The organism is Arenimonas fontis (assembly GCF_008386465.1).
GTDB classification, from domain to species: domain Bacteria; phylum Pseudomonadota; class Gammaproteobacteria; order Xanthomonadales; family Xanthomonadaceae; genus Arenimonas; species Arenimonas fontis.
The window spans coordinates 374,892-400,396 of sequence record NZ_VUOD01000001.1 but is presented as its reverse complement, the minus strand read 5'-3'; the positions used below and the strand labels follow the sequence as shown (position 1 = coordinate 400,396).

24 protein-coding genes are annotated in these 25,505 nt (G+C 69.9%); 2 read left to right on the top strand and 22 right to left on the bottom strand.

Going from position 1 to position 25,505, the window contains the following annotated elements; genetic code table 11:
• Window positions 1–84: 84 nt before the first annotated feature.
• Window positions 85–618 (bottom strand): ribosome biogenesis factor YjgA, encoded by a 534-nt coding sequence (gene yjgA / locus F0415_RS01865; RefSeq protein ID WP_149859489.1) that lies wholly within the window; start codon window positions 616–618, stop codon window positions 85–87.
• A 35-nt stretch (window positions 619–653) separates the two neighbouring features.
• Between yjgA and pmbA the strand changes: the two genes are divergently transcribed.
• Together pmbA and F0415_RS01855 are read left to right on the top strand one after the other, a co-directional pair.
• On the top strand, window positions 654–2,012 hold the full coding sequence (gene pmbA, locus F0415_RS01860) for a metalloprotease PmbA (RefSeq protein ID WP_149859488.1): 1,359 nt from the start codon (window positions 654–656) through the stop codon (window positions 2,010–2,012).
• A gap of 251 nt (window positions 2,013–2,263) precedes the next feature.
• Window positions 2,264–2,614 (top strand): DUF4870 domain-containing protein, encoded by a 351-nt coding sequence (locus F0415_RS01855; RefSeq protein ID WP_149859487.1) that lies wholly within the window; start codon window positions 2,264–2,266, stop codon window positions 2,612–2,614.
• A gap of 146 nt (window positions 2,615–2,760) precedes the next feature.
• On the opposite strand, the gene F0415_RS01850 is transcribed toward F0415_RS01855, so the two are convergent.
• The 21 genes from F0415_RS01850 to rpsB all read right to left on the bottom strand — a co-directional run bounded on the left by F0415_RS01850 (window position 2,761) and on the right by rpsB (window position 25,401).
• Window positions 2,761–3,639 carry a polyprenyl synthetase family protein gene (locus F0415_RS01850; RefSeq protein WP_149859486.1) on the bottom strand — a complete coding sequence of 293 codons (879 nt, stop codon included), beginning with the start codon at window positions 3,637–3,639 and terminating at the stop codon, window positions 2,761–2,763.
• Window positions 3,629–3,886, bottom strand: coding sequence for an exodeoxyribonuclease VII small subunit (locus tag F0415_RS01845; protein WP_149859485.1), 258 nt, complete (start codon window positions 3,884–3,886; stop codon window positions 3,629–3,631). The genes F0415_RS01850 and F0415_RS01845 overlap by 11 nt, the downstream gene beginning before the upstream one ends.
• 32 nt (window positions 3,887–3,918) lie before the next feature.
• Window positions 3,919–5,217: a tRNA lysidine(34) synthetase TilS gene (gene tilS, locus F0415_RS01840; RefSeq protein WP_246149822.1), complete on the bottom strand. Its 1,299-nt coding sequence runs from the start codon at window positions 5,215–5,217 to the stop codon at window positions 3,919–3,921.
• Window positions 5,214–6,173 carry an acetyl-CoA carboxylase carboxyltransferase subunit alpha gene (locus F0415_RS01835; protein WP_149859484.1) on the bottom strand — a complete coding sequence of 320 codons (960 nt, stop codon included), beginning with the start codon at window positions 6,171–6,173 and terminating at the stop codon, window positions 5,214–5,216. The genes tilS and F0415_RS01835 overlap by 4 nt, the downstream gene beginning before the upstream one ends.
• A 99-nt stretch (window positions 6,174–6,272) precedes the next feature.
• On the bottom strand, window positions 6,273–9,794 hold the full coding sequence (dnaE, locus tag F0415_RS01830; RefSeq protein ID WP_149859483.1) for a DNA polymerase III subunit alpha: 3,522 nt from the start codon (window positions 9,792–9,794) through the stop codon (window positions 6,273–6,275).
• 113 nt (window positions 9,795–9,907) lie between these two features.
• Window positions 9,908–10,531, bottom strand: a complete 624-nt coding sequence (locus tag F0415_RS01825; RefSeq protein WP_188310251.1) for a YkvA family protein — start codon at window positions 10,529–10,531, stop codon at window positions 9,908–9,910.
• Between the two features lie 151 nt (window positions 10,532–10,682).
• Window positions 10,683–11,291: a YkvA family protein gene (locus F0415_RS01820; RefSeq protein ID WP_149859481.1), complete on the bottom strand. Its 609-nt coding sequence runs from the start codon at window positions 11,289–11,291 to the stop codon at window positions 10,683–10,685.
• A gap of 130 nt (window positions 11,292–11,421) precedes the next feature.
• Window positions 11,422–12,012 (bottom strand): ribonuclease HII, encoded by a 591-nt coding sequence (gene rnhB, locus F0415_RS01815; RefSeq protein WP_149859480.1) that lies wholly within the window; start codon window positions 12,010–12,012, stop codon window positions 11,422–11,424.
• On the bottom strand, window positions 12,009–13,166 hold the full coding sequence (gene lpxB, locus F0415_RS01810; protein ID WP_149859479.1) for a lipid-A-disaccharide synthase: 1,158 nt from the start codon (window positions 13,164–13,166) through the stop codon (window positions 12,009–12,011). Before lpxB ends, rnhB begins: the two co-directional genes overlap by 4 nt.
• A 9-nt stretch (window positions 13,167–13,175) precedes the next feature.
• On the bottom strand, window positions 13,176–13,955 hold the full coding sequence (gene lpxA, locus F0415_RS01805; protein ID WP_149859478.1) for an acyl-ACP--UDP-N-acetylglucosamine O-acyltransferase: 780 nt from the start codon (window positions 13,953–13,955) through the stop codon (window positions 13,176–13,178).
• Window positions 13,952–14,416: a 3-hydroxyacyl-ACP dehydratase FabZ gene (gene fabZ, locus F0415_RS01800; RefSeq protein WP_149859477.1), complete on the bottom strand. Its 465-nt coding sequence runs from the start codon at window positions 14,414–14,416 to the stop codon at window positions 13,952–13,954. Before fabZ ends, lpxA begins: the two co-directional genes overlap by 4 nt.
• On the bottom strand, window positions 14,413–15,456 hold the full coding sequence (gene lpxD, locus F0415_RS01795; RefSeq protein ID WP_246149821.1) for a UDP-3-O-(3-hydroxymyristoyl)glucosamine N-acyltransferase: 1,044 nt from the start codon (window positions 15,454–15,456) through the stop codon (window positions 14,413–14,415). The genes fabZ and lpxD overlap by 4 nt, the downstream gene beginning before the upstream one ends.
• A gap of 10 nt (window positions 15,457–15,466) precedes the next feature.
• Window positions 15,467–17,968 (bottom strand): outer membrane protein assembly factor BamA, encoded by a 2,502-nt coding sequence (gene bamA, locus F0415_RS01790; RefSeq protein WP_149859475.1) that lies wholly within the window; start codon window positions 17,966–17,968, stop codon window positions 15,467–15,469.
• A gap of 52 nt (window positions 17,969–18,020) precedes the next feature.
• Window positions 18,021–19,355, bottom strand: coding sequence for an RIP metalloprotease RseP (gene rseP / locus F0415_RS01785; protein WP_149859474.1), 1,335 nt, complete (start codon window positions 19,353–19,355; stop codon window positions 18,021–18,023).
• Window positions 19,352–20,533, bottom strand: a complete 1,182-nt coding sequence (locus tag F0415_RS01780; RefSeq protein ID WP_149859473.1) for a 1-deoxy-D-xylulose-5-phosphate reductoisomerase — start codon at window positions 20,531–20,533, stop codon at window positions 19,352–19,354. The genes rseP and F0415_RS01780 overlap by 4 nt, the downstream gene beginning before the upstream one ends.
• Window positions 20,518–21,342 carry a phosphatidate cytidylyltransferase gene (locus tag F0415_RS01775; protein WP_149859472.1) on the bottom strand — a complete coding sequence of 275 codons (825 nt, stop codon included), beginning with the start codon at window positions 21,340–21,342 and terminating at the stop codon, window positions 20,518–20,520. The genes F0415_RS01780 and F0415_RS01775 overlap by 16 nt, the downstream gene beginning before the upstream one ends.
• Window positions 21,339–22,085, bottom strand: a complete 747-nt coding sequence (uppS, locus tag F0415_RS01770; protein ID WP_149859471.1) for a polyprenyl diphosphate synthase — start codon at window positions 22,083–22,085, stop codon at window positions 21,339–21,341. The genes F0415_RS01775 and uppS overlap by 4 nt, the downstream gene beginning before the upstream one ends.
• A gap of 13 nt (window positions 22,086–22,098) precedes the next feature.
• Window positions 22,099–22,656, bottom strand: coding sequence for a ribosome recycling factor (gene frr / locus F0415_RS01765; RefSeq protein ID WP_149859470.1), 558 nt, complete (start codon window positions 22,654–22,656; stop codon window positions 22,099–22,101).
• Between the two features lie 71 nt (window positions 22,657–22,727).
• Window positions 22,728–23,462, bottom strand: a complete 735-nt coding sequence (gene pyrH / locus F0415_RS01760; RefSeq protein ID WP_149859469.1) for a UMP kinase — start codon at window positions 23,460–23,462, stop codon at window positions 22,728–22,730.
• Window positions 23,463–23,609: 147 nt separating this feature from the next.
• Window positions 23,610–24,488 (bottom strand): translation elongation factor Ts, encoded by an 879-nt coding sequence (gene tsf, locus F0415_RS01755; protein ID WP_149859468.1) that lies wholly within the window; start codon window positions 24,486–24,488, stop codon window positions 23,610–23,612.
• Between the two features lie 97 nt (window positions 24,489–24,585).
• Window positions 24,586–25,401: a 30S ribosomal protein S2 gene (gene rpsB / locus F0415_RS01750; RefSeq protein ID WP_149859467.1), complete on the bottom strand. Its 816-nt coding sequence runs from the start codon at window positions 25,399–25,401 to the stop codon at window positions 24,586–24,588.
• Between the last annotated feature and the right edge of the window lie 104 nt (window positions 25,402–25,505).

Sequence of the window (25,505 nt, the reverse complement as noted above, 5' to 3'; positions counted from 1 at the left end):
CCAGCGACAACCCGGTTCATCCGCGGCGAGAGCCCCGTGCCGCTTTGTCCGCGCGTAGCTGCGTTCATCCGCGTCCAGCACCTGTCACTCGGCCGGCGACGGGGATTCCAGCAGGTCGCGCAGCTCGCGGAAGAGCTCCCGGTAGGCGTGGGGCGGCTTGTTCTTCAGCCGTTCCTGGTGGGCATTGCGGGCCAGCTGGCGCAGGTGCTGGCGGTCGGCCTGCGGGAACCGCGACAGCAGCTCCGACAGGGCGGCGTCGCCTTCCTCCATCAGCCGGTCGCGCCAGCGCTCGATTGCGTGCAGCGCGCGTGCCTCGCGCAGGTGCTCGGCCTTGTCGTGCTCGAGCGCGCCGCGGATCGCCGCCAGCGCCTCCTCGTCCAGTCGGCGCAGGTGCTTGGCGAGGTACTGCACCTGCCGCTTGCGGGCGATCTGCGCGGTGACCTTGCGCGAGCTTCGCACCAGCTCGCGCAGATCCTCGTCCATGGAGATGCGCGCCAGCACCGCCTCGGGCTGCTCCACGAGCCGGCGGGCCAGGTCCAGCACCGCCAGGGCCTCGCGGCGCTGGGCGCTGCGGCTGGGGCCGTACTCGTGTTCTTCCCGGAAATCGTCTTCGCGCATTGCCAGCCACCCATGAACGCCGCAAGGATACGCCCATGAGCTTCCCGACCCCAGCGCAGGACGATTCCCGGCAGCGGCTCGACCGACTGTCGGAACTGGCGAGGGACGTGTTGCGCCTGTGTGCCGCCCGCGGCGCCAGCCAGGCCGAAGTGCTGCTGAACGAGGACCGGGGCCTGTCGGTCGGCGTTCGCCTGGGCGAGGTCGAAACCGTGGAACGCACCCGCGACCGCAGCCTGGCGGTCACCGTCTATTTCGGCCGTCGCAAGGGCAATGCCAGTACGGCCGACCTGCAGCCGGGTTCGCTGCAGGCCACGGTGGAGCAGGCCTGCGCCATCGCCCGGCACACCGAACCCGACCCGGCCCACGGCCTGGCCGACGCCGAGCGCATGGCCGGCGAGCTGCGCGAGTTCGACGGCTGGCATCCATGGCCGCTCGAGGTCGAGGCGGCGATCGCCCTGGCCGTCGAGGCGGAAACGGCCGGCCGCGAGGCCGATCCCCGCGTTTGCAACTCCGAGGGCGCCAACCTCAGCAGCAGCGAAAGCCTGTCGGTCTATGCCAACAGCCACGGATTCCTGGGGCCGGAGCGCGGCAGCAGCCACTACCTCGGCCTGTCCCTGATCGCAGGCCGGGGCGAGGGCATGCAGCGCGATTACTGGTACACCAGTGCGCTGGCACCCGAGGACCTGGAAGCGCCGGCGGCGGTCGGTCGCCGTGCTGCCGAGCGGGTCGTGGCGCGGCTGTCGCCGCGGCCGGTGAAGACCGGCCAGTACCCGGTGCTGTTCGTGCCGGAAACCGCCCGCAGCCTGATCGGCCACCTGTTGGCGGCGGCCTCGGGCGGCGCCCTGTACCGGCAGGCCAGTTTCCTGCTGGGCGCCTTGGGCAGGCGCATCCTGCCGCCCTGGTTCGGGCTGGCCGAACGGCCACACCTGATGCGCGGCCTGCGCTCGTCCTGCTTCGATGCCGAGGGCGTAGCCACCGCGGACGCGGACATCGTCCGCGAGGGGGTGCTGGAGCGTTACCTGTTGTCCAGCTATTCGGCGCGCAAGCTGGGCATGCAGAGCACCGGTCACGCCGGCGGCGTCACCAACCTGGTGGCGACGGCCAACGCTTCCGGGTACGCCGAGCTGCTGGCGGGCCTGGACCGGGGTCTGGTCGTGACCGAACTGATGGGGCAGGGCGCCAACACCGTCACCGGCGACTACTCGCGCGGCGCCGCCGGGTTCTGGGTCGAGAACGGCGCCATCGTCCACCCGGTGGACGAGGTCACCATCGCCGGCCGCCTGCAGGACATCTTCCCCGCCATCGAAGCGGTCGGCGCCGACGTCGACCGGCGCTCGCACATCGGCATCGGCTCGGTGCTGGTCGGGCGCATGACCGTGGCGGGGCAGGGCTAGCAGGCCGCCGGGAAACGCGCATCCGGTGCGCTCTCCGAGTCGCGAATCCGCCGCATGTCCCGACCCGCTCCCGGCGAATCAACCGCTTACGTGCTTGCGTGCCGACGCGGCCGTTCGCGGCTGCGCCGGCCGGCCGTTTTCCGCCACCTGCCGGAGCCGCGCCTTGCCTTGACAGTGTCCGCGCAAACCCCGGACAGTTAGGCCCGCTGTCGGCGCCATGGCGGCGCCGCGCCACCGGAAAGGGGAGAACCATGAACGACGTGCAGAACGCGGGCGCCCCGCAGGACGAGCGCACCCTGGCCCTGATCACGCATCTCTCGGGCATCATCGCCGGCTTCATCGTCCCGTTGATCATCTGGCTGATCAACAAGGACAAGCCGGAGAAGGCCTTCATCATCAACCAGTCCAAGGAAGCCCTGAACTTCCAGATCACCGTGCTGCTGGCCTGGATCGTGGCGATGGTGCTCAGCTTCCTGCTGATCGGCTTCCTGCTCTACCCGGTCATCATGATCGGCAACATCGTGTTCTGCATCCTCGCCGGCATCAAGGCCAATAACGGCGAGGAATACCGCTACCCGGTGGCGATCCGCCTGATCTCCTGAGCGGGCGGGCGACCGCCCGGCATCCGGTGCGGAGGCGGCTCCGGCCGCCTCTCGCGCTTTCCGGCCCTGACAACCGGACCGGGCCGGCCGCGGATTCATGGTGAGCTGGGCAGGGTCCGTGCACCCACATGGCCTGCCCGCCGGGCTCAGTGCGTCCTGGCCACGGTGAAATCGGCAAGTCCGCGCAGGACCTCGGCGCGCGCGCCGAGCGGTCCCAGGGCTGCCCGCGCCTTTTCCGCTTCCCGCAACAGCCGCCTGCGGGCGCCGTCCAGGCCCAGCAGACCGACATAGGTGACCTTGTCCTGGGCGGCATCCTTGCCGGCGGTCTTGCCCAGTTGCTCGCTGCTGGCCTCGATGTCGAGGATGTCGTCGCGGATCTGGAAGGCCAGGCCCACGGCGGCGGCGTAGTCGTCGAGGCGGGCCAGCAGGCCGGCGTCGGCACCGCCGGCGATCGCACCCATGCGGACCGAGGCCCGGATCAGGGCGCCGGTCTTCAAGGCATGCAGGCGTTGCAGCCCGTCCAGTTCCAGTTCGCCGCCGGTGGCGGCCATGTCCATGGCCTGTCCGCCGCACATGCCGGCGGCACCGGCGGCGGACGCCAGCGTGGCCAGCCAGTCCAGGCGCATGTCCGGCGGCGCGTCGGCATCGGCCAATACCTCGAATGCCAGCGCTTGCAAGGCATCGCCGGCCAGGATGGCGGTTGCCTCGCCGAAAGCCACGTGCACGGTCGGCCGGCCCCGGCGCATAGCGTCGTCGTCCATCGCCGGCAGGTCATCGTGGACCAGGGAGAAGGCGTGCAGCAGTTCCACGGCGGCGGCGGGAGCGTCCAGGGTGGTTTCGTCGGCGCCGGTCGCCACGCCGGCGGCGTAGACCAGCATCGGTCGCAACCGCTTGCCGCCGCCGAGCACGGCGTGACGCATGGCGGCGTGCAGATGCGCGGGTTCGGCGGTGACCGGCGGCAGCGCCGCTTCCAGCTTCGCCTCGACGCGCGCCAGCCAGCGCGTCGGGCCTGGCTCAGCCCGCATCGGGTTCGAACGGCCGGGCCTGCCCGGGGTCGGTCGGATCGGTCAGAAGTTTCACCCGCAGTTCGGCTTGCTCCAGCGCCGCCTGGCACTGGCGGTACAGACCGACCCCGCGTTCATAGGCGGCCAGGGATTCGTCCAGGGACATCTCGCCCTGTTCCATCTTCTGGACCAGCTTTTCCAGTTCGTCCAGCGATTGCTCGAACCGGGCGACCGGCGACGGCGGCGGTGCGGGGGACTTGGCGGCCATGCGCGAAGTGTGCGCGGGCGCCGCCGGGCCGGTCAATGGCGGAGGCGCAGCCGGGCCTCGTGCGCGTCCAGCCAGGCCTGCAGGCGCGCCGAAACGGCCAGGTCCCCTGCCGCCAGCACCTCCCCGTCGCCCGCCTCGAGCAGCGGCAGGCGGAAACGCTGCCAAGGCGGCACGCCCAGTGCCTGCAGCAAGTCGCGCAATTCGCTGGAGTGCCCGCGGCCGGGCAAACGCAGGCGTTCGCCGCCGCGGCGGGCGCGCACCCGCACGGGGGAATCGAAAGGCCGGGGCGGCTCCAGCACGAGCACGCCGCCGCCGGGCAGCGGCAAGGGCGCCCGACCGTCCCACACCGCCTGCCAGTCGGCCGGCAAGGGGGGCTTTGGGTAGCCCGCGTGAAGGGTATCGCGCCAGCGCCGCAGCACCGCGCCGGACCAGGCCAGTTCGGGCACCGCGTCCACGCGCGCGGCCAGCAGGTTCTGCGCCAGCCGGTCCAGCTGCGGACCCGGCAGCGGCGGCAGCTCCAGTTCCGCCAGCCAGGCCCGCAACAGCCGGGCCCGCCAGGCCGGCGGCTGGGCGGCCAGCGCCGACAGCGAGAGCGTGGCCGGATCGGCGCCCTGGACCTGGGCCAGTCGGCGCCGGTCTTCGCCGGCCAGAAGGGCAGCCTGCTCGGCCAGCAGGCGGGCGCTGCGGGCAAGGGCGGCGCCGGCCCCGGGCCAGCGGGCGCGCAGGCGCGGCATCACTTCCTGGCGCAGGTAGTTGCGGTCGTGCACCGGATCCTGGTTGCTCGGATCCTCGATCCAGGCCATGCCCTCGGCCCGGGCATGCGCCAGCAGCCGCTCGCGCGGCAGGTCCAGCAGCGGCCGCCACAGCCAGCCGCGGCCGAAGCGGCGCAGCCGGCGCATGCCCGCCAGGCCATCCGCCGAACCGCGCAGCAGGCGCAGCAGGACCGTTTCCGCCTGGTCGTCCCGGTGGTGGGCCAGAGCGACGACTTCTCCCTCGGCCTGGACCTCGGCCAGGATGGCGTAGCGGACCCGGCGCGCCGCCGCCTCCAGGCCCTCGCCGGCCGGCTCGACCCGCGCCCGCCGCAGTTCGAAGCTCAGACCCAGACCGGCGCAGGCCTGGCGGCAGTGTTCGGCCCAGGCGGCGGAGGCCGGCTGCAGCCCATGGTCCACGTGCAGGACGCGCAGGCCGCGGGCGCGGGCCTCGGGGTGGGCGGCCAGCAGGTGCAGCAGGACCGTGGAATCCAGGCCGCCGCTGAAGGCCAGCAGCAGGGGCGCGGCCGGCAGCGGCTCGAGCAGGTCGGGCGCCAGTCGCGCGGGCGCCTTGGCGTTCACGCCGCCTCGTAGGCCCCGTAGCTGCGCAGGCGGCCGTAACGCTGCTCCAGCAGTTCCTCGACGGGGACGGGATCCAGCGTCGCCAGCTCTTCCAGGATGGCAGCCTTGAGCGCCGCCGCCATGGCCTGCGGGTCGCGATGGGCGCCGCCCAGCGGCTCGGGCACGATGCGGTCGATCAGCTTGTGTTCGAGCAGCCGTTTGGCGGTCAGGCCCAGGGCTTCGGCGGCCTCGCGGGCCTTGTCGGCCGACTTCCACAGGATCGAGGCGCAGCCTTCCGGCGAGATCACCGAATAGGTGCTGTATTCCAGCATCAGCGTGCGGTCGCCGACGCCGATCGCCAGGGCGCCGCCGGAGCCGCCTTCGCCGATCACCGAGCAGATCACCGGGATGCGCAGCTCGGCCATCTCCAGCAGATTGCGGGCGATGGCCTCGGACTGGCCGCGCTCCTCGGCGCCGATCCCGGGGTAGGCGCCCGGAGTGTCGATGAAGGTCAGCAGCGGCAGGCCGAAGCGCTCGGCCATCTTCATCAGGCGCAGGGCCTTGCGGTAACCCTCGGGGCGGGGCATGCCGAAGTTGCGGCGGATCTTGGCCTTGGTGTCACGGCCTTTCTGGTGCCCGATCACCATCACTGCGCGACCGTCCATGCGGGCCAGGCCGCCGACGATGGCGGCATCGTCGGCGAAGGCACGATCTCCGGCCAGCTCGTGGAACTCCTCGAACATCAGCTGGATGTAGTCGTTGGTGTAGGGCCGCTGCGGATGCCGTGCCAGCTGCGAGATCTGCCAGGGGCTGAGCGAGCGGAAGATCTCGGCGGTACGGGCGCGCAGCTTTTCCTGCAGGCCCTGCAGCTCGGCCTCGATATTGACTTCCGGCCCGGCGCTGGCCCGGCGCAATTCCTGGATCTTGGCGTCCAGTTCGGCGATGGGCTGTTCGAAATCGAGGAAGTTCGGGTTCATGGCGTCCTGGTTTGCCGGCCGCGGCGCCGGGACGGCCGCGGAGTGGAGCAATTGCTCGGGCCGGGGATTCTATCGGGCTTGCCCGGGCGCGGCCACGGTTCAGCCGCCCTGGGCCCAGGGGCGGTGCAGGGACAGGCTGACCCGGCTGACCCCTGGCAAGGCGCGCAGCTGACTGATCAGTTCGGGGTCGGTGCGCACCCCCTGGTTGCCGTTCACGCTGACGGTGCCCCTGGCCCGGGGCGTTACCAGGTCCAGGCGCAGCGGCGTCGCACCCGGGCGATAATCGGCCAGGGCCTTCTGCAGGCGTTCCCAGGCACCCTGGGCGCGCAGGTCCACGGTCAGGGCCAGGCAACGGGCGTGCTCGCTGCACAGCTGGCGGAAGTCCCAGCACTGGCGGGCCCGCAGCACGAAGCCGCCTGAGTACTGGTCCTCCCCCAGACTGCCCTCGACCAGCAGGATGCGGTCGCGGGTAAGCAGGTGGCCGAACTCGGTGCAGGCGTCGCGGAAGAAGGCCGCCTCCAGCTGGCCGCGTCCGTCTTCCATACGCACGAAGGCCATGCTGTCGCCGCGCCGGCGCACCCCGGTGACCAGACCGGCCAGCACCACGGCGGCCTCGCCGCGGCGGTCCTTCTTCGCGCTCCACAAGGCGTCCAGCTCGTTCAGGGAGACGCCGACCAGGGCCTGCAGCTCGGCCCGCCACGGATCCACGGGATGGCCGCTGAGGTAGTGCCCCAGGGTTTCACGTTCGCCCAGCAGTTTGGTTTGCAGCGGCCAGTCCGGGACTTCCGCCAGTTCGATGCGGATCTCCTCGCTGTCGCCGCCGCCGAACAGCGAGGCCTGGCCGGCGGCGCGCTCGCGCGCCAGTTGCTCGGTGGCCTTGAGCACCTCCGGCAGCTGCAGCAGCAGCGAGGGCCGGTTGGCGCCGAGCGAATCCAGGGCGCCGGCGTTGATCAGGGCCTCCAGCACGCGCCGGTTGAGCCTCGTGCCGTCCACCCGCCGACAGAAATCCAGCAGGTCGCGATAGTCGCCTCCGGCCCGGCGGGCCTCTACGATGGCCTCGCAGGCGCCACGGCCGACGCCCTTCACCGCACCCAGGCCGTAGCGGATGGTCCGGGCGTCCAGGGCCACGAACATGTAGTCGGAGGAGTTCACGTCCGGCGGCAGCACCTGCAGGCCGATCTCGCGCGCCTCGTCCAGGAAACCCACCACCTTGTCGGTGTTGTCCATGTCCGAGGACAGGGTCGCGGCCATGAACTCGGCCGGGTAGTGCGCCTTCAGCCAGGCGGTCTGGTAGGCGACCAGGGCATAGGCGGCCGAGTGCGACTTGTTGAAGCCGTAGTCGGCGAACTTCTCCATCAGGTCGAAGACGCGGCTGGCGGTGGCGGCGTCGATGCCGCGCCGTTCGGCGCCGGCTTCGAACTTGACCCGTTCCTTGGCCATCTCTTCGGGCTTCTTCTTGCCCATGGCCCGGCGCAGCAAGTCGGCGCCGCCCAGCGTGTAGCCGGCCATGACCTGGGCGATCTGCATCACCTGCTCCTGGTAGACGATCACTCCGTAGGTGGGGCGCAGGATCGGTTCCAGCAGCGGGTGCGGGTAGTCCACCTCGGCGCGGCCATGCCGGCGCTCGATGAAGTCGTCCACCATGCCGGCGCCCAGCGGGCCCGGGCGATACAGCGCCGCCAGCGCGATCAGGTCCTCGAACACCTGCGGCTGCAGCTTGCGGATGTAGTCCTTCATCCCGCGGGATTCGAACTGGAATACCGCCGAGGTCTGGCCCCTGGAAAGAAGGGCGTAGGTATCCGGGTCGTCCAGCGGCAGCGCGCCGACGTCCAGCGGCGACTCGCCGGCGGCGGCGCGCCGGGCATTGATGGCCTTCACCGCCCAGTCGATGATGGTCAGGGTGCGCAGGCCGAGGAAGTCGAACTTGACCAGGCCGACCGCCTCGACGTCGTCCTTGTCGAACTGCGTCACCACCGGGCGTGGGCCGCCTTCTTCGCCGCGCACCGGCGGGTCGGCGTACAGCGGGCAGAAATCGGTCAGCGGCGCCGGCGCGATCACCACGCCGCCGGCGTGCTTGCCGGCATTGCGGGTCAGGTCCTCGAGCCTGCGCGCCAGGTCAATCAGATCGCGTACCTCGTCTTCGGACCGGTAGCGGGCGATCAGCTCCTGCGAGGCCAGGTCCGGATCCCTGCGCGCCTTCTCGCTCATGCCCAGGGCATCGTCCAGGCAGATCCCCAGGGTGTTCGGGATCAGCTTGGCGATGCCGTCCACGAAACCGTAGGGATGGCCGAGCACGCGACCGCAGTCGCGTACCACCGCCTTGGCGGCCATGGTGCCGTAGGTGATGATCTGGCTGACCCGGTCGCGGCCGTACTTGCGGGCGACGTAGTCGATGACCTCGTCGCGCCGGTCCATGCAGAAATCGATGTCGAAGTCCGGCATCGACACCCGTTCCGGGTTGAGGAAGCGCTCGAACAGCAGGTCGTAGCGGAGCGGGTCCAGATCGGTGATCTTCAGCGCGTAGGCCACCAGCGAGCCGGCGCCGGAACCGCGGCCGGGACCGACCGGGATGTCGTTGCGCTTGGACCAGTTGATGAAGTCCGCGACGATCAGGAAGTAGCCCGGGAAGCCCATCTTGCAGATGACGTCGAGCTCGGTTTCCAGGCGGGCACGGTAGCTGGCAGCGTCATGACCGGGGGCCGGCGCGATCCCGCGCAGGCGTTCCTCGAGGCCGCGTCGGGCTTCCTCGCGGATCCAGGTGTCCAGGGTATGGCCTTCCGGCACCGGGAACATCGGCAGGTAGTACTTGCCCAGGCTCAGCTCGAGATTGCAGCGCATGGCCAGTTCGACACTGTTCTCGAGCGCCTCGGGCAGATCGGCGAAGCATTCGGCCATTTCCTCGGCCGACTTCAGGTACTGCTCGGGCGAATACTCGCGCGGGCGCTTGGGATCGTCGAGCACGCGGCCGCCGGCGATGCAGACCCGGGCCTCGTGCGCCTCGAAATCGTCGCGGGAAAGGAATCGCACATCGTTGCTGGCCAGCAGCGGCAGGCCGTGCCGGCCGGCCAGTTCGATCGCCGCGGCGTTGAAGGCCTCCTCGCCCTCGCGGCCGGTCCGGGTCAGCTCCAGATAGAGACGGTCCGGGAAGGCCCGCATCAGCTCATCCAGGGCTAGGGCAGCGGCCTCGTCGCGGCCGGCGGCCAGGTGCCGCCCGAGCGGGCTTTCCCGCCCCGCCAGGGCGATCAGTCCGCGGCAAGCCCCGTACAGCCAGTCCGGCTGCAGCTCGACATGGTCGCCGGCATGGCCGTCCAGATAGGCGCGGCTGAGCAGGCGGGACAGTGACAGGTAGCCTTCGCGATCCTGGCACAGCAGCGTCAGTCGCGCCGGCGCCAGCTCGCCCTGCGCCAGCCACACGTCGGCGCCTGCAATGGGCTTGACCCCGGCCGCTTCGGCGGTCTTGTAGAACTTCACCAGGGCGAACAGATTGCTCTGGTCGGTGATCGCCACCGCCGGCAAGCCCAGCGCGGCGCAGCGCGACACCAGGTCCGGGATGCGGATGCTGGAATCGGCGAGCGAGTACTCGCTGTGCAGGTGCAGGTGGACGTAACGGGGCGTGCTCATGCCGGGTGCCCGGGGCCGGCCGGCAGTTTACCCCGAGGGTGGGGTCGGGCAAGGCTTGACAGTCCCTGGTTGCCAGTGGCCTTGCCGCGGCCCCGTCGGAGAGATGCAAATACTCAGCTGACGCGGATCATCGGCCGCAGCGGCTCGCCGGCGGCATAAGGGCGGGCGCGCAACTCGCGTCGCTGCTGAAGCAGCGCCGCTTCGGCCAGCACGGCGTTTTCCCAGGCCAGGCGGCGCTCGGCCGGCGTGCCGCGCGGACGCCGTTCGCTGCGGAAGCGGCAGAAGTCCTGGTAATCGGCGGCCTCGGCGGCGAAGCTGTCCCAGGCCAGCTCGACCAGCAGGGCGTCGTCGAGCCGGCCGATCAGCGGCAGGTGGTCCGGAATCAGGTCGTGCACTTCCTGCAGGTAGCCCAGCAGCAGCGCCGAACGTTCGCGCAGGCCGGGTTCCGCTTCCCAGTCGTCGTCGGTCAGCATGCGCCGCAGCGGTTCTGCCCGGCACAGGCGTTCGGCCAGCACCGCCTCGGCCCGGGCCGGCGGCAGCGACAGCAACCAGCGGCCGAGGGTGGCGACCTGGTCGGCGCTGATCTCCGGTGCCTCCGGTCGCAGCTCGACCAGCAGGCGGTTGAAGCGCGCCAGTGCTTCGGGTGCCAACACCAGGCCGTCGAGCGAGCGGCGTTTCCCGGGGCCCGGGTGCAGCGATTCGAGCGGCAGGCGGTTTCGTTCGGCGACGGTGTTCATGCGGGGCCTCGTTGTCCGGCCGCCCCGGACCACCCGGGGCCGGCGCTCCATCCTCTGGATGCGCCACCAGCCTGCACCGTTGCAGTCGTTTCCGCCCCGGCCGTTGGTCGGCGTGACCTTTGGCCGGTTCAGTCGCCGGACAGGTCCCGGATCACACCACCCGCAGGCCGCCCTCGAGGGGTCCGTAATCCACGTAGTGCTGATTGCGCACGCGGTGCAGCTGTTCCCACAGCGCGCCTTCCTCCAGGCGCGTGCGCAGCCAGCGCTCGCGATCGGCGTGACCACCGTTCTCGTCGCGGAAGCGGCAGAAGTCGCGGAAGTCCTCCAGCTCGTCGGCGATCATCGGCCAGGCCAACTCCACCAACAGGGCGTCGTCGAGGCGGCCCAGGCGGGGCAGGTCGTCGGGGATCAGGTCGCGCGTCTGTTCGACGTAGTCGAGCAGGCGGCGGATGCGTCGGGCCAGGGCCGGCTCCAGTTGCCAGTCCGGGTCCTCGCACATCCGGCGCAGTTCCTCCAGGCGACCGAGCCTGGCCTGCAGCAGGGCTTCGGCCTCGTGAACGGGCAGTCCGTCCAGCCAGCGCGCCATGCTGGCGAGCGCGGCCTGGTCGACGTGCGGCGCATCAGGGTGCAGTTCGTGGAGAAGGTCGTTGAACGCGGCGATCGCGGCAGGCGCGAGCGGTACCGGCGTGGCGCCAGGTCCCGCGGGCGCTCCGCGCAAGGGCAGGGCCTGGCCTGCCGGAAGGGGAGCGTCGTGACGCATGGCAGTCCTCGCTGCCGGCCAGGAAGTCGGGGCCGTGCGCGGCCGGTCGGCTGAGCCGCCCGCGGCCGCATCCGTGCGGGATGCGCTTATTGGTCTACGCCTGCGGCGCCACGGAGTCAAATTGCCGGCATCAATCGAGAAGGGGCGTGGCCATCGCCGCCCGCACCGGCGCGAAGCTGCGCCGGTGCGCGTCGCAGGGGCCAAGCCGGCGCAGGGCCTGCAGGTGCTCGGGCGTGGGATAGCCCATGTGCCGGGCAAAGCCATAACCCGGGTAGCGTGCGTCGAGTTCGCGCATCAGCGCGTCCCGCGCGGTCTTGGCCAGGATGGAGGCGGCCATGATCGCCGGTTCACGGGCGTCGCCGCGAACCAGGGCGCGGGCCGGGCAGGGCAGGCCGGGCGGCAGCCGGTTACCATCCACCAGGACCAGGTCCGGACCGGGGCGCAAGGCCCGCACCGCACGCGCCATGCCGGCGAGAGTGGCGTGCAGGATGTTGAGGCGATCGATCTCGGCCACGTCCACCCACTCCAGGTGCCAGGCCAGGGCATGTCCGCGGATGAGCGGCGCCACCGCCTCGCGACGCGGTTCCGACAGCGCCTTCGAATCGGCGAGTCCTTCGATCGGCCGGCTGGGGTCGAGAATGACGGCCGCCACCGCGACCGGTCCGGCCAGGGGGCCGCGCCCGGCCTCATCCACGCCAGCGAGCAGTGCCGCTGCGCTCATGGCGGCAGCAGTTCGGCCACGGCATCGGCGGCGTTGGCCGAGGCCTTGCCGCGCAGCTTGGCATGGATGTGTTCGAAACGTGACACCAGGGCCGCACGGGCCTCGGGCCGCTGGAACCAGTGCAGCACCGCCGCGGCCAGGTTGCCCGGGGTGCAGTCGCGCTGCATCAGCTCCGGCACCACCGGCTCGTTGGCCAGGATGTTGGGCAGGCTATAGCGACTGACCCGCATCAGCCCCAGGCCCATGACCAGCCGATAGGTCAGCGGCGAGATGCGATAGCCCACCACCATGGCCCGTTTTGCCAGCATGGCTTCCAGCGCGGCGGTGCCCGAAGCCAGCAGGACCACATCGGCAGCGATCATGGCCTGATGGGCATCGCCGTCGAGCAGCAGCACGTTGGCCAGCGAGCGCCGCGACAGCTCGCGTTCGATGGCCGCGCGACAGGCGCGATTTGCCGCCGGCACCACCACCACCAATCCGGGCAGGCTCACCGTCACTTCCCGGGCGGCTTCCAGGAACGCCGGCCACAACCGCTCGATCTCGCCCAGCCGGCTGCCCGGTAGCACGGCCAGCACCGGAGCCTGCGGATCCAGCCGCAGGCGGGCGCGGGCGGCGGCGCGGTCGGGCGTCATCGGGAAGGCATCGGCCAGCGGATGGCCTACGAAGCGGGCGTCCACGCCGTAGCGCTGGTAGATCGGCGGCTCCATCGGGAACAGGCAGAGTACCCGGTCGGCGCTGCGGCCGATCTTCGCCGCTCGGCCCTGGCGCCAGGCCCAGATCGAGGGGCTGACGTAGTGCACGGTGCGGATGCCGGCCTGCTTGAGCTTGCGCTCCAGGCCCAGGTTGAAGTCGGGGGCGTCCACGCCGATAAAGGCGTCCGGCTGCCATTCCAGCAGCCGGCGACGCAGGCCGGCGCGCAGGCGCAGCAGGCGCGGCAGATGCTTCAGCACTTCCGCCAGGCCCATTACCGCCAGTTCGGAGCAGTCGTGCCAGGCGGCGAAACCTTCGGCGCGCAGCATCGGACCGCCGACGCCGGCGAATTCCGCATCCGGGAAACGGTGCCTCAGCTCGCGGACCAGGCCGGCGGCCAGCAGGTCGCCCGAGGCCTCGCCGGCCACCAGCGCGAACCGCCGCGGTCGGCCGGCGCCCGCCATCACCTTGCCTCAGCGCAGCAGGCCGCGCTGGCTGCGCTCGATGAACTCGAGCATCAGCCGCACGTCCTGCGATTCGCCGGCGCCTTCCGCCAGTTGCGCACGGGCCTCGGCCAGGGGTTTGCCGGACATGTACAGGGCGCGGTAGGCGCGCTTGATCGCAGCGATACGGTCGGCGTCGAAACCGCGCCGTTTCAGGCCCTCGGCGTTGATGCCGCGCGGCGAGGCATATCGGTCTGCCACCATCACGAAAGGCGGTACGTCGGCATTCACCAGGCTTCCCATGCCGATGAAGGCATGGGCGCCGATCGTGCAGAACTGGTGAATGCCGGCAAAGCCGCCCAGGATCACCCAGTCGCCCAGCGTGACATGGCCGGCGAGGGTGGCGTTGTTGGCCAGTACGCAGTGGTTGCCTACCACGCAATCGTGGGCGATGTGCACGTAGGCCATGATCCAGTTGTCGTCGCCGACCCGGGTGGCGCCGCCGCCGTCGCCGGTGCCGCGACTGACGGTGGTGAACTCGAAGAAGGTATTACGATCGCCGATCAGCAGCTGGCTGCGCTCGCCCCGGAACTTCTTGTCCTGCGGATCGTTGCCGAGGGTGGCGTGCGAATGCACGACGTTGTCGCGGCCGATCCGGGTCGGGCCGGTGATGACGCAATGGGCGCCGATGCGGGAGCCGGCACCGATCTCCACGTCGGGGCCGACGACCGCAAACGGCCCGATGACGACGCCGTCGCCCAGGCGGGCGCCCGGATCCACCACCGCCGTCGGATGGATGCCGCCGCTCATTCCCTGCCTTCGGCGCAGAGGATTTCGGCGCTGGCCACTTCCCTGCCGTCCACGCGGCCGATGCAATCGTACAGCGCCATGTTGCGGATCACCCGCTTGACCCGCACTTCGATGTCGAGCTGGTCGCCCGGGCCGACCATGCGGCTGAAGCGGGCGTTGTCCACCTTGACCAGATAAAACAGTTGCCCTTCCTTGTGCGCTTCCGGCGGCGCCGACAGCTGGGTGAGCAGGCCGCCGACCTGGGCCATCGCCTCGATCACGAGCACGCCCGGCATCACCGGCCGGCCGGGGAAATGGCCCTGGAAGTAGGGCTCGTTGTAGGTGACGTTCTTGATCGCGCGGATGCGCCGATGCGGTTCCAGCTCGACCACCCGGTCCACCAGCAGGAACGGGTATCGGTGCGGCAGCAGGTGCAGGATGCACGAGACATCCACGGGCAGCTTGATGGCGTCGTCGCTCATCCGGGGTCTTTCCTTGCTCGATCCTTGGTTGGGGCGCCTATCTTACGCGCCAGTTCGTCCAGTTGCCGGAAGCGAGCGGCATTGCGGCGCCAGGCGCGGGCCTCCTGGACCGGCATGCCGGAGGAGTACTCCCCGGGCTCGCTGATCGACGCGGTGACGAAGCTCATGGCGGTGATGGTCACCCCGTCGCAGATCCGCAGATGCCCGGCGATGCCGGCGGCACCGCCGATCAGGCAGTAGCGGCCGATACTGGCCGAACCGGCCACCGCCACGCAGCCGGCCATGGCGGTGTGGGCGCCGACGCGGACGTTGTGGCCGATCTGCACCTGGTTGTCCAGGCGAACGTCCTCCTCGAGCACGGTGTCGTCGATGGCGCCGCGGTCGATGGTGGTATTGGCGCCGATCTCGCAGTCGTCGCCGACTTGCACGCCGCCCAGTTGCGGCACCTTGATCCAGCGGCCTTCGTCCATAGCCAGGCCAAAACCGTCGGCGCCGAGCACGGCGCCAGGATGGATGCGTACGCGGGCGCCCAGGCGTACCCGGGCCACCAGGGTGACGCGGGCCAGCAGCACGCTGCCCGGGCCGACCTCGCAGTCCTCGCCGACGACGCAGCCCGGTCCGACGACCGCGCCGGCACCGATGCGGCTGCGGGCGCCGACGCTGGCGTGCGGGCCGACATGGGCGTCCGGGGCGATCACCGCGTCGTCGGCGACCACCGCACTCGGATGAATGCCTGCCGGCGTCGCGGCCGGCGGCTCGAACAGCGCGGCGATGCGGGCAAAGGCCACGTAGGGATCGCGGGCGATCAGGCAGGGAACCGGGCAGTCGGCCGCATCGGCCTCGCGCAGCACCACGGCGGAGGCGCCGGTTCCGGCCAGCCCGCGCCGGTACTTCGGATTGGCCAGGAAGGCCAGCTGGCCGGGGCCGGCGCCGGCCAGAGTGCCGACGCCGCGAATCCGAACCGTGCCGTCTCCGCGCAGTCCCAAGTCGAACCGCGCCGCCAGTTCGGCCAGGGCATGGTCCTGTTCCCGCGCGGGCAAGGCAGACTCCTCAGAATGTGCCGCCGAAGGTGAACTGCACGCGTTCGATGCGGTCGCTGCGCTCATACTGGAGCGGGATCGCGTAGCTGATCGCGATCGGACCCATCGGCGATTGCCAGGTCAGGGAAATGCCGGTGGAAATGCGCAGGGTCTTGGCTTCCCAATCATCGTAGCCGAGATAGACGTTGCCGACGTCCACGAAGGCGGACAGCCTGGCAGCCCGCGTCTCGAATGCCGTCGGGAAAATGAACTCGAGGTTGCCCAGGGTCTTCAGCGATCCTCCCAGCGGCTGCGGGAACCCACTGCCGCTAAAGGAGTAGGTTGGGCCGACCGTATTGGTCTCGAAGCCGCGAATGGAGCCCGGTCCGCCGACGTAGTAGTTGCGGAAGAACGGCAGGCCGCACTTGGCGGTATCGGTGATGACATCACCCTCGTTGTCGAACGTCGGGCAGTTGCTCTTGGCGGTGTCGCCGTAACTGTCGCCGAAGCCGACGTCGGCACCAATCTTGAGTACCAGCCACGAAGCCAGGGGCAGGTACTTCTCGTAGCTGTAGTTGATCCGGTAATACTCCAAGTCGCTTCCTGGCAACACCACCTCTCCGCCTATGCGATGGTAGGAGCCGCGTGTCGGCATCAGATAGTCGTTGCGCGAGTCGCGCAGCCAGCCTGCCTGCAGCCGCCAGGCATTGACGTTCCACTGGCGCAGGTTGCCGCAAGCCTGCTGGTCAGGGGTGCCCGGATCGTCGTCGTCGTTTTCCGGGGGTGTCGTTTCGTCGTCGTCATCGTCGACATCGAAACAGGGAAAGTAAGCCCGATCGCCCAAGGTGGCCACGAGGTATTCGATCAATGGCGGCGGCGTCGAGCCGTCGGATGTGGTGATTTCGTTGCGATCGATGCCCAGGGCAAACTGCACCGTATCGGTCTCGGTCAGTGGAATGCCCACCTGCACGTCGGCGGATGCCACCGTATTGTCGTAACGGGCAAGGTTGGAATCGCGACTGGCGTACTGCAGGTCCCGGTAGGAAAGGTTGTAGCCGAGGCTTATGCCGTCATCGGTGAAATACGGGTCGGTGTAGGAGAAGCCGAACTGGCGCGAGTAGCTGTTGTTCTGCACTTCCAGGGAGAACCGGTTGCCGGTGCCGAGGAAGTTGTTCTGGACCAACTGAATGCTGGTGATCAGGCCGTAGGTTTCCTGGTAGCCCAGGCCAAAGGTGAACTGGCCGGAGTTTCGCTCCTTGACGTTGACCACGACATCCACCTGGTCGGGTTGCCCGGCCACTTCCGGTGTCTGGATGTCGACCTCCTCGAAGAATCCCAGCCTCTGAAGGCGGACCTTGGAGCGATCTATCGCCGCCTGCGAGTACCATGCGCCTTCGAACTGGCGCATCTCGCGTCGCAGCACCTCGTCTGCGGTGCTGGTGTTTCCCTTGAAGACGATCCGTCGAACCTGAACGCGCGGGCCGGGTTCGACGTAGAAGTTCAATGCAACGGTACGGTTATCGCGATCCAGGGTCGGCACTGGCGTCACCTGGGCGAAGGCGTAGCCGATGTTGCCGAGCGTGGCCGTGATCGCGTCAGTGGTGAACTCGACCCGCGCCCGCGAGAAGGTGTCGCCCTCGGCGATCATCAGCAGCTTCTCGACGTCTTCCTGCGGAAGCACGGTGTCGCCGGAGATGCGCACGTCGGAAACCGTGTAGACCTCGCCCTCGACGACGTTGGCGGTGACGAAGATGTCGCGCCTGTCCGGACTGATCGCCACCTGGGTGGACTCGATGTTGAAGTCCACGTAGCCGCGGTCGAGGTAGTAGTTGGTCAGCTTTTCGAGATCGCCGGAGAGCTTTTCCCGCGAGTACTGGTCATCGCGCCGGTACCAGGACAGCCAGTTGCTGGTGTTGGACTCCCAGCCGCGGCGCAGCTGGGTTTCCGTGAACAGGTCGTTGCCGACGATGTTGATGTCGCGGATCTTCGAGGCTTTTCCCTCGGCGATCGTGATGGTGATGTCCACCCGGTTGCGGTCGAGCTCGGTCACGGTCGGCCGGATGGTGACGCCGTACTTGCCGCGATTGTTGTACTGGCGCAGGAGCTCCTGGGTCACCCGGTCCAGGGCCATCGGGTCGTAGGTTTCGCCCTCGGCCAGGCCGATGTTCGCCAGGCCCTTGGTCAGATCCTCGGTCTTGACGTCCTTGTTGCCGACCAGGGTGATCCGGTTGATGGCCGGGCGCTCCTCGACCACCACCACCAGGATGTCGCCCTGGCGCTCGAGCCGCACGTCGTCGAAGAAGCCGGTACGGAACAGCGCCCTGATCGCCTCGCTGGAACGGGTGCGATCGAGCAGGTCGCCCCGCTCCACCGGCAGGTAGGTGAAGACGGTGCCGGTGGAGATGCGCTGAAGGCCCTCCACACGAATGTCCGAGACGGTGAACGGCTCGAATTCCTGGGCCTGGACCGGGGCGGCGAGGGCGGCGGCGAGCGCGAGGCTCAGGAGGCGGCGGCGGGCGATCGGTCGCGTCATCATCAATCCGTGGGTGTTTGCGGGCGGAACGTTGCCCGCGATGGAGGTGGGGTCAGGATCCGAGCCGGAGGATGTCGTTGTAGAAGGCCAACCCCATCAGCCCGGCCAACAGGACCAGGCCGATGTATTGCCCTGCCATCAAGACACGCTCGCCAACCGGACTGCCCTTGACCAGCTCGATAAGGTAATACAGCAGGTGCCCGCCATCCAGTATGGGGATCGGCAGCAGGTTCATGATGCACAGGCTGAGCGACAGGATCGCCAGGAAGTTGAGGAACCAGGCCGGCCCCAGGCTGGCGCTGCCATTGGCGACCCGGGCGATGGTGATCGGACCAGAGATGTTCTTGAGCGACGCCTGACCGGTGACCATGCGCCAGAGCATGCCGGTCACGTCCCGGGTCATGCGCCAGGTTTCCGACAGCGCCGCCGGGATCGCCGCCAGCGGCCCGTGCCGCAGCAGCGCGTTGGCCTCCGGGGCCGCCGCCAGCACGCCCAGTTGCCAGGCCGGACCGCGCTCCGTCTCGACCCGGCGCGGGCTCACCGGCAGCGATACCCGCCGACCATCGCGTTCGACCAGGACCGTCAGGGGACGATCCGCGCCGGCCAGCGCCTGCAACATCGGCGCCAGCTGGTCCCAGGTATGTACCGGCAGACCGTTCAGGGCGAGGATGCGGTCGCCTGGCCGGAGCCGTCCGTCGGCGGCCGAGCCGGGCGCCACCTCGGCCACCACCGGCGGCCAGGCAGGCACCAGACCGAGGCTGGAGAAGGGGCGTTCCTCGTCGAGCGCCAGACCCGGGCGGTCCAGGGGCAGGATGCGCACTCGCTCGCCGCCGCCGACCGTGCGGACCCGCACCGGGGTCGGCTCGCGGTCGATGGCGGCGGTGGCAAGGGCGATGCCGGCCTCGGTGAGGGTGCGGATCTGGCGTTCTCCCACTGCCAGGATGCGGTCCCCGGGCTGGAAGCCGGCCTCGGCGGCGATGCCTTCGGCGCGGCCGACCTCGGGCAGGCTGTCGGGCTTGCCGACCAGGAACATGGCCCACAGCAGGGCCACACACAGCAGCAGGTTCGCCAGCGGTCCGGCGGCGACGATGGCGATGCGCTGGCCGACCGGCTTGCGGTTGAAGGCCTCGCCGCGCTGGTCCGGCGGCACCTCGACCTCGCGTTCGTCCAGCATCTTCACGTAGCCGCCCAGCGGCAGGGCCGCCACCACGTACTCGGTACCGTCCCTGCCCAGACGCTTCCAGAGCGGCCGGCCGAATCCGACCGAAAAACGCAGCACCCGCACCCCGCAACGGCGCGCCACCCAGTAATGGCCGAACTCATGGAAGGTGACCAGCAGCCCCAGGCTGACGATCAGCCACCAGACCGAGCCGAAGAATTCGCTCATCGCCGCCCCCTGTCGATCAGCGATTCCGCCACGCGACGCGCCTGCGCGTCCAGCGCCAGCAGTTCGTCGAGGCTGTCAGTGAGACCGCCGGGCAGGACATCGAGGCTGGCCTGGATCAGGTCGGGAATGCCAAGGAAAGCCAGCCGGCCCTGAAGAAAGGCTGAAACCGCCACTTCGTTGGCGGCGTTGAGCACGGCAGTGGCGCCGCGGCCGGCGGCCAGGGCACGGTAGGCCAGGCCCAGGCAGGGAAAGGCCTCGTGGTCCGGGCGCTCGAAGTCGAAGCGGGCGAGGGCGGCCAGATCCAGCGGTGCCACCCCGGATTCGATGCGTTCAGGCCAGGCCAGGCCGTGGGCCAGGGCGGTGCGCATGTCCGGGTTGCCGAGTTGGGCCAGCACCGAGCCGTCCACGTAGTCCACCAGGGAATGGATGACGCTCTGCGGGTGCACCACCACCTCGATGGCCTCGGGCGGAAGTCCGAACAGGTGCCGGGCCTCGATCACTTCCAGGCCCTTGTTCATCAGCGTGGCGGAGTCCACCGAGATCTTCCGCCCCATGGACCAGTTCGGGTGGGCGCAGGCCTGGTCCGGACTGATGTCGGCCAGCTGCTCGCGGCGGCGGCCGCGGAAGGGGCCGCCCGAGGCGGTCAGCAGCAAGCGGCGCACACCCTGGCGACTGCCGTCGGCCGGCAGGCACTGGAAAATGGCATTGTGCTCGCTGTCCACCGGGAGCAAGGTGGCATCGCCCTCGCGTACCGCCTGGACCAGCAGTTCGCCGGCCAGCACCACCGATTCCTTGTTGGCCAGCAGCAGGCGCTTGCCGGCCCGGGCCGCGGCGAGGGTGGAGGCGACGCCGGCGGCGCCGACGATGGCCGCCACCACGGTGTCGTTGGACGGGTCGGCGGCTACCTCCTGCAAGCCTTCCTGGCCGGCCAGGGCACGGGTGGCCAGCCCGAGCGCGCGCAGGCCCTCGCGCAGCGCCGGCCAGGCAGCCGGGTCGGTCACGACGGCGGCCTCGGGCCGGAAGCGCGCGCACAGGCTCAACAGCTCCTCCACCCGGGAGTGGGCGCTGAGAGCGCCGACCCGGAACCGGTCGGGATGGCGGGCCACCACGTCGAGGGTCGAGCCGCCGATCGAGCCGGTTGCCCCGAGCAGGGCGATCGTTCTCACAGGCCCAGCCATGCCTTGCCCACCGCGAACACCGGCAGGGCCGCCAGCAGGCTGTCCAGCCGGTCCATGACGCCGCCGTGGCCCGGAAAGATCCGGCCCGAATCCTTCAGGCCGGAGTGACGCTTCATCAGGCTTTCCAGCAGATCGCCCACCACCGAGGCGACCGCGGCCAGCAGCACCAGCAGGACCAGGGCAGGCAGCTGGCGCCAGCCCAGACCCAGCAGGCCGAAACCCAGCACTGCCAGCAATGCGCAGGCCGTCAGGCCGCCCCAGACGCCCTCCCAGCTCTTGTTCGGGCTGACCGCCGGGGCCAGCTTGCGCCGGCCGAACTTCGAGCCGGCGAAATAGGCGCCGCTGTCGGCCGCCCAGACCAGCGCGATCGCGAACAGGGCCCAGCGTGGGCCCAGTTCGCCGGCATGCAGCCAGACCAGGGCACACCACGCCGGTACGACCGCCAGGCTGCCGGCCAGCAACTTCAAGGCTCCGGCGCCCTGGCCCTCGCCGTCGGCAAACCCCGGGTGCAACACCCAGAGCACCACCGCCAGCCACCAGAGCACGCCCAGCAGGGCCAGCAGCTTGAGCGGGAACAGGCTGGGCCCGGCGCCCCAGGCCAGGGCGGCAATCAGCAGCGCGTTGGCGGCCAGGAAGGCGATCCGGGGCAGGGTGTCGCTCAGGCCGGCGAAGGCGGTCCACTCCCACAGGCCGGCCAGCAGCACGGCGGCGACCAAGGCCGCCAGCCAGGGCGTGGGCAGCAGCAGCAGCGCCAGGACCGGCAACGGCGCCAGCAGCAGGGCGGTGGTGACCCGCTGGCGCCGGCTCATGTGCCGCCTCCGGCCAGCTGGGCGCTGGTCAGGCCGAAGCGCCGCTCGCGCCGAGCGTAATCGGACAGCGCGCGCTCCAGCAGGGCCTCGTCCAGATCCGGCCACAGCGTCTGGGTGAACCACAGCTCGGTGTAGGCCAGTTGCCAGAGCAGGAAGTTGGAGATCCGCATGTCGCCGCCGGTGCGGATGAACAGGTCGGGCTCGGGCAGGCCGGCCAGTCCCAACCGGGAGGCCAGCAGCGATTCGTCTATGGAGGCCGGGTCCAGCCGGCCGGCCGCGGCTTCCGCGGCCAACTCCCGGCAGGCGCGGGCGATGTCCCAGCGGCCGCCGTAACCGATCGCCAGGGTGAGGACGAGGCCGGTGTTGCCGGCGGTCGCGGCCTCGGCCCGGGCCATGCGTTCGCGGATCTCCTGGGGGAAGGCGGCGCGTTCGCCGATGAAGCGCAGACCGACCCCGCGCCGGGCCAGTTCGTCCACTTCCGTGTCCAGCGTGCGCATGAACAGCCTCATCAAGGCGCCGACCTCCTCGGCCGGGCGCTTCCAGTTCTCGCTGCTGAAGGCGAACAGGGTCAGGGCCGGGATGCCGCGGGCCAGGCAGAAATCGATGCAGATCCGCACCGCCCGGGCGCCGGCACGGTGGCCGAAGGTGCGCGGGCGATGGCGGCGCTCGGCCCAGCGGCCGTTGCCGTCCATGATGATGGCCAGGTGGCGGGGCAGGTGGCCGGCGTCAGACGAGGAAGGCATGGGCCGGCGCGGCTCAGACCGCCATGAGCTCCTGTTCCTTGGCCTTGACCACGTCGTCCACGTCCTTGACGTGCTTGTCGGTCAGCTTCTGGATGTCGTCCTCGGCGCGCCGGGCCTCGTCCTCGGTGATCTGCTTGTCCTTCAGCAGCTCCTTGACGTGCTGGATGGCGTCGCGGCGGACGTTGCGGACGGCCACCTTGGCGTTCTCGCCCTCGTGGTGCACGTGCTTGCTGAGCTCCTTGCGCCGCTCTTCGGTCAGCGGCGGCAGGTTGATGCGGATCACCTGGCCGGCGGTGTTGGGCGTCAGGCCAAGGTCGGAGGCCAGGATGGCCTTTTCCACCGCCGACACCATGCCCTTCTCCCAGGGCGTGATGGTGATCGAGCGGGCATCGGAGACGGCCACCGTGGCCACCTGGCTGAGCGGCATGTCCGAGCCGTAGTAGTTCACCTTCAGGTGGTCCACCAGGGCAGTGCTGGCGCGGCCGGTGCGCAGCTTGGTCAGTTCCTGGCGCAAGGCCTCGACCGACTTGGCCATCCGGGTCTGGGCGTCCTTCTTGATCTCGTTGAGCATCGCGGGCTCCGCGTCGTTCTGGGCTATCGGCAGGGAAGGCGGGGATTATAGGCCTTGCGCCGGCGTCCGCCTCAGTGGTGATCGCCTTCGGCTACCAGGGTGCCCAAAGGCTCGCCGCGAAGGATCCGCATCAGCGCGCCCGGCTGCATCATGTCGTAGACCCGCACCGGCACCCGGTTCTCGCGGCACAGGGCGAAGGCGGCGGTGTCCATCACCTGCAGGTTGCGGGCGATCACCTCGTCGTAGCCCAGCCGCTCGAAGCGCCTGGCCTTGGGGTTCTTCTTCGGGTCGCTATCGTAGATGCCGTCCACCTTGGTGGCCTTGAGCAGGAGATCGGCGCCGATCTCGCTGGCGCGCAGGGCGGCGGCCGAGTCGGTGGTGAAGAAGGGGTTGCCGGTACCGGCGGCGAACAGGCAGATACGACCCTTCTCCATGTGCCGGATGGCGCGCCGGCGGATGTAGTCTTCGCAGACCTCGTTGATCTTGATCGCGCTCATCACCCGGGCGTAGCCGCCTTCCTTTTCCAGGGCATCGGCCATGGCCAGGGCGTTGATGACGGTGGCCAGCATGCCCATGTGGTCGCCGGTGACCCGGTCCATGCCGGCGGCAGCGAGGCCGGCGCCGCGGAAGATGTTGCCGCCGCCGATCACCAGGCCGATTTCGGCGCCGGCACGCTGCGCTTCGACGATGTCCCGCGCCAGGGTCTTCAGGACCTTCGGGTCGATGCCGTAGTCCTCGTCGCCCATCAGGGCCTCGCCGGAGAGCTTGAGCAGGATGCGGCGGTACTTCAGCGGGCTGGCGCTCATGGGGTTCTCCGGGCGGGGCAGACAAACGACCGGATTCTATCCGATGATCCGCGCCGCCGCGCGAAGGGATTCGGGGCGCCGCGGGCGAGAAGAGAAAGGGCCGCGAGTTGCCCCGCGGCCCTTCCGGGACGGCGTGCGGCCGGACGATCAGGCCAGGCCGGCCTGCTTCATCACCTCGGCGGCGTAATCCTCGACCACCTTCTCGATGCCCTCGCCGACGGCCAGGCGCTGGAACTGCACGACCTCGGCACCAGCGGCCTTGAGCACCTGCTCGACCGTCTGGTTGGTGTCGATCACGTAGGGCTGGCCGTACAGGGTGACTTCGTTGACGATCTTCTGCACCTTGCCCGAGATGATCTTCTCGAGGATCTCGGCCGGCTTGTTGCGGTCCTTCTCCGGCATCTTGGCCAGCTCGATCTCCTTCTCCTTGGCGAGGAAGTCGGCCGGAACGTCGGAGGCCTTGTTGTAGGGTGGGTTCATCGCCGCCACGTGCATGGCGATGCCGCGCGCAAGCTCGGCGTCGCCGCCCTTGAGCTCGACCAGCACGCCGATGCGGCCGCCGTGGATGTAGGCGGCGACGGTGTTGCCGCTGTCGATACGGACCAGGCGGCGGACCTGCACGTTTTCGCCGACCTTGGCGACGACGGCGGCACGGGCCTCCTCGACGGTCTCGCCGGAAGCGACCCTGGCCGCCTTCAGCGATTCCGCGTCGGCGGCGCCGGACTTCAGCGCGGCCTGGGCCACGGCCTCGGCGAATGCGCCGAAGTTTCCGTCCTTGGCCACGAAGTCGGTCTCGGAATTGATCTCGACCAGCACCGCCTTGCCGCCGTCCTGGGCGGCGACGATGCGTCCCTCGGCGGCGACGCGGCCGGCCTTCTTGTCGGCCTTGGCCAGGCCCTGCTTGCGCAGCCACTCGGCGGCGGCGTCGATGTCGCCCTTGTTCTCGGTCAGGGCCTTCTTGCATTCCATCATGCCGGCGCCGGTGCGCTCACGCAGTTCCTTGACGAGGCTCGCAGTGATTTCCATGGGGGTCTCCAGCTAGAAACGGGTCGCGACGGCAAGGCGCCGTCGCGCGGATTCGACGAAGGCCGCGGCGCCGTCCGGCGCCACGGCAGGGCGGGCCTTACTTGGCCTCGCGGCTGCGGCGCGGGGCGCGGCGCGGGGCGGACTTCTTCTCTTCCTTTTCTTTCGCCACCGGGTTGCCCTCGGCGTCCAGCTCGACGAAGTCGTCGGCGGCGGCGACGGCGGCCTGCGGCGAGGCGGCCTTGCCTTCGAGCACGGCATCGGCGGCGGCGCGCACGTACAGCTGCACGGCGCGGATGGCGTCGTCGTTGCCCGGGATGGCGTAGTCCACCAGGTTCGGGTCGTAGTTGGTGTCCACCACGGCCACCACCGGGATGCCGAGCTTCTTGGCTTCCTGCACGGCGATGTTCTCGTGGCCGATGTCGATCACGAACAGGGCATCGGGCAGGCGGTTCATGTCCTTGATGCCGCCCAGGGAAGCCTCGAGCTTGTCGCGCTCGCGGCGCAGGCCCAGCACTTCGTGCTTGACCAGCTTCTCGAAGGTGCCGTCGGTCTCGGCCGCCTCGAGCTCCTTCAGGCGGGCGACCGACTTCTTCACGGTGGCGAAGTTGGTCAGTGTGCCGCCGAGCCAGCGCTGGGCCATGTACGGCATGCCGCAGCGTTCGGCCTCCTCCTTGATGGCCTCGCGTGCCGAGCGCTTGGTGCCGACGAACAGCACGGTGCCACGCTTCTGGGCGATGCCGGAGATGAAGTTCATCGCGTCCTGGAACAGCGGCAGGGTCTTTTCCAGGTTGATGATGTGGATCTTGCCGCGGGCGCCGAAAATGTACGGCGCCATCTTCGGGTTCCAGTAGCGGGTCTGGTGGCCGAAGTGGACGCCGGCTTCCAGCATCTGGCGCATGGTGACCTGGGACATCGGGTATTGCTCCTGACAGGGGAACCGGCCGCCGGACAAGGGTTGGGCGGTGCGCCGCCCGGACGGGCGGGCAGGGTTCCGGGGTTGGGCCTCCCCGTCGCCTC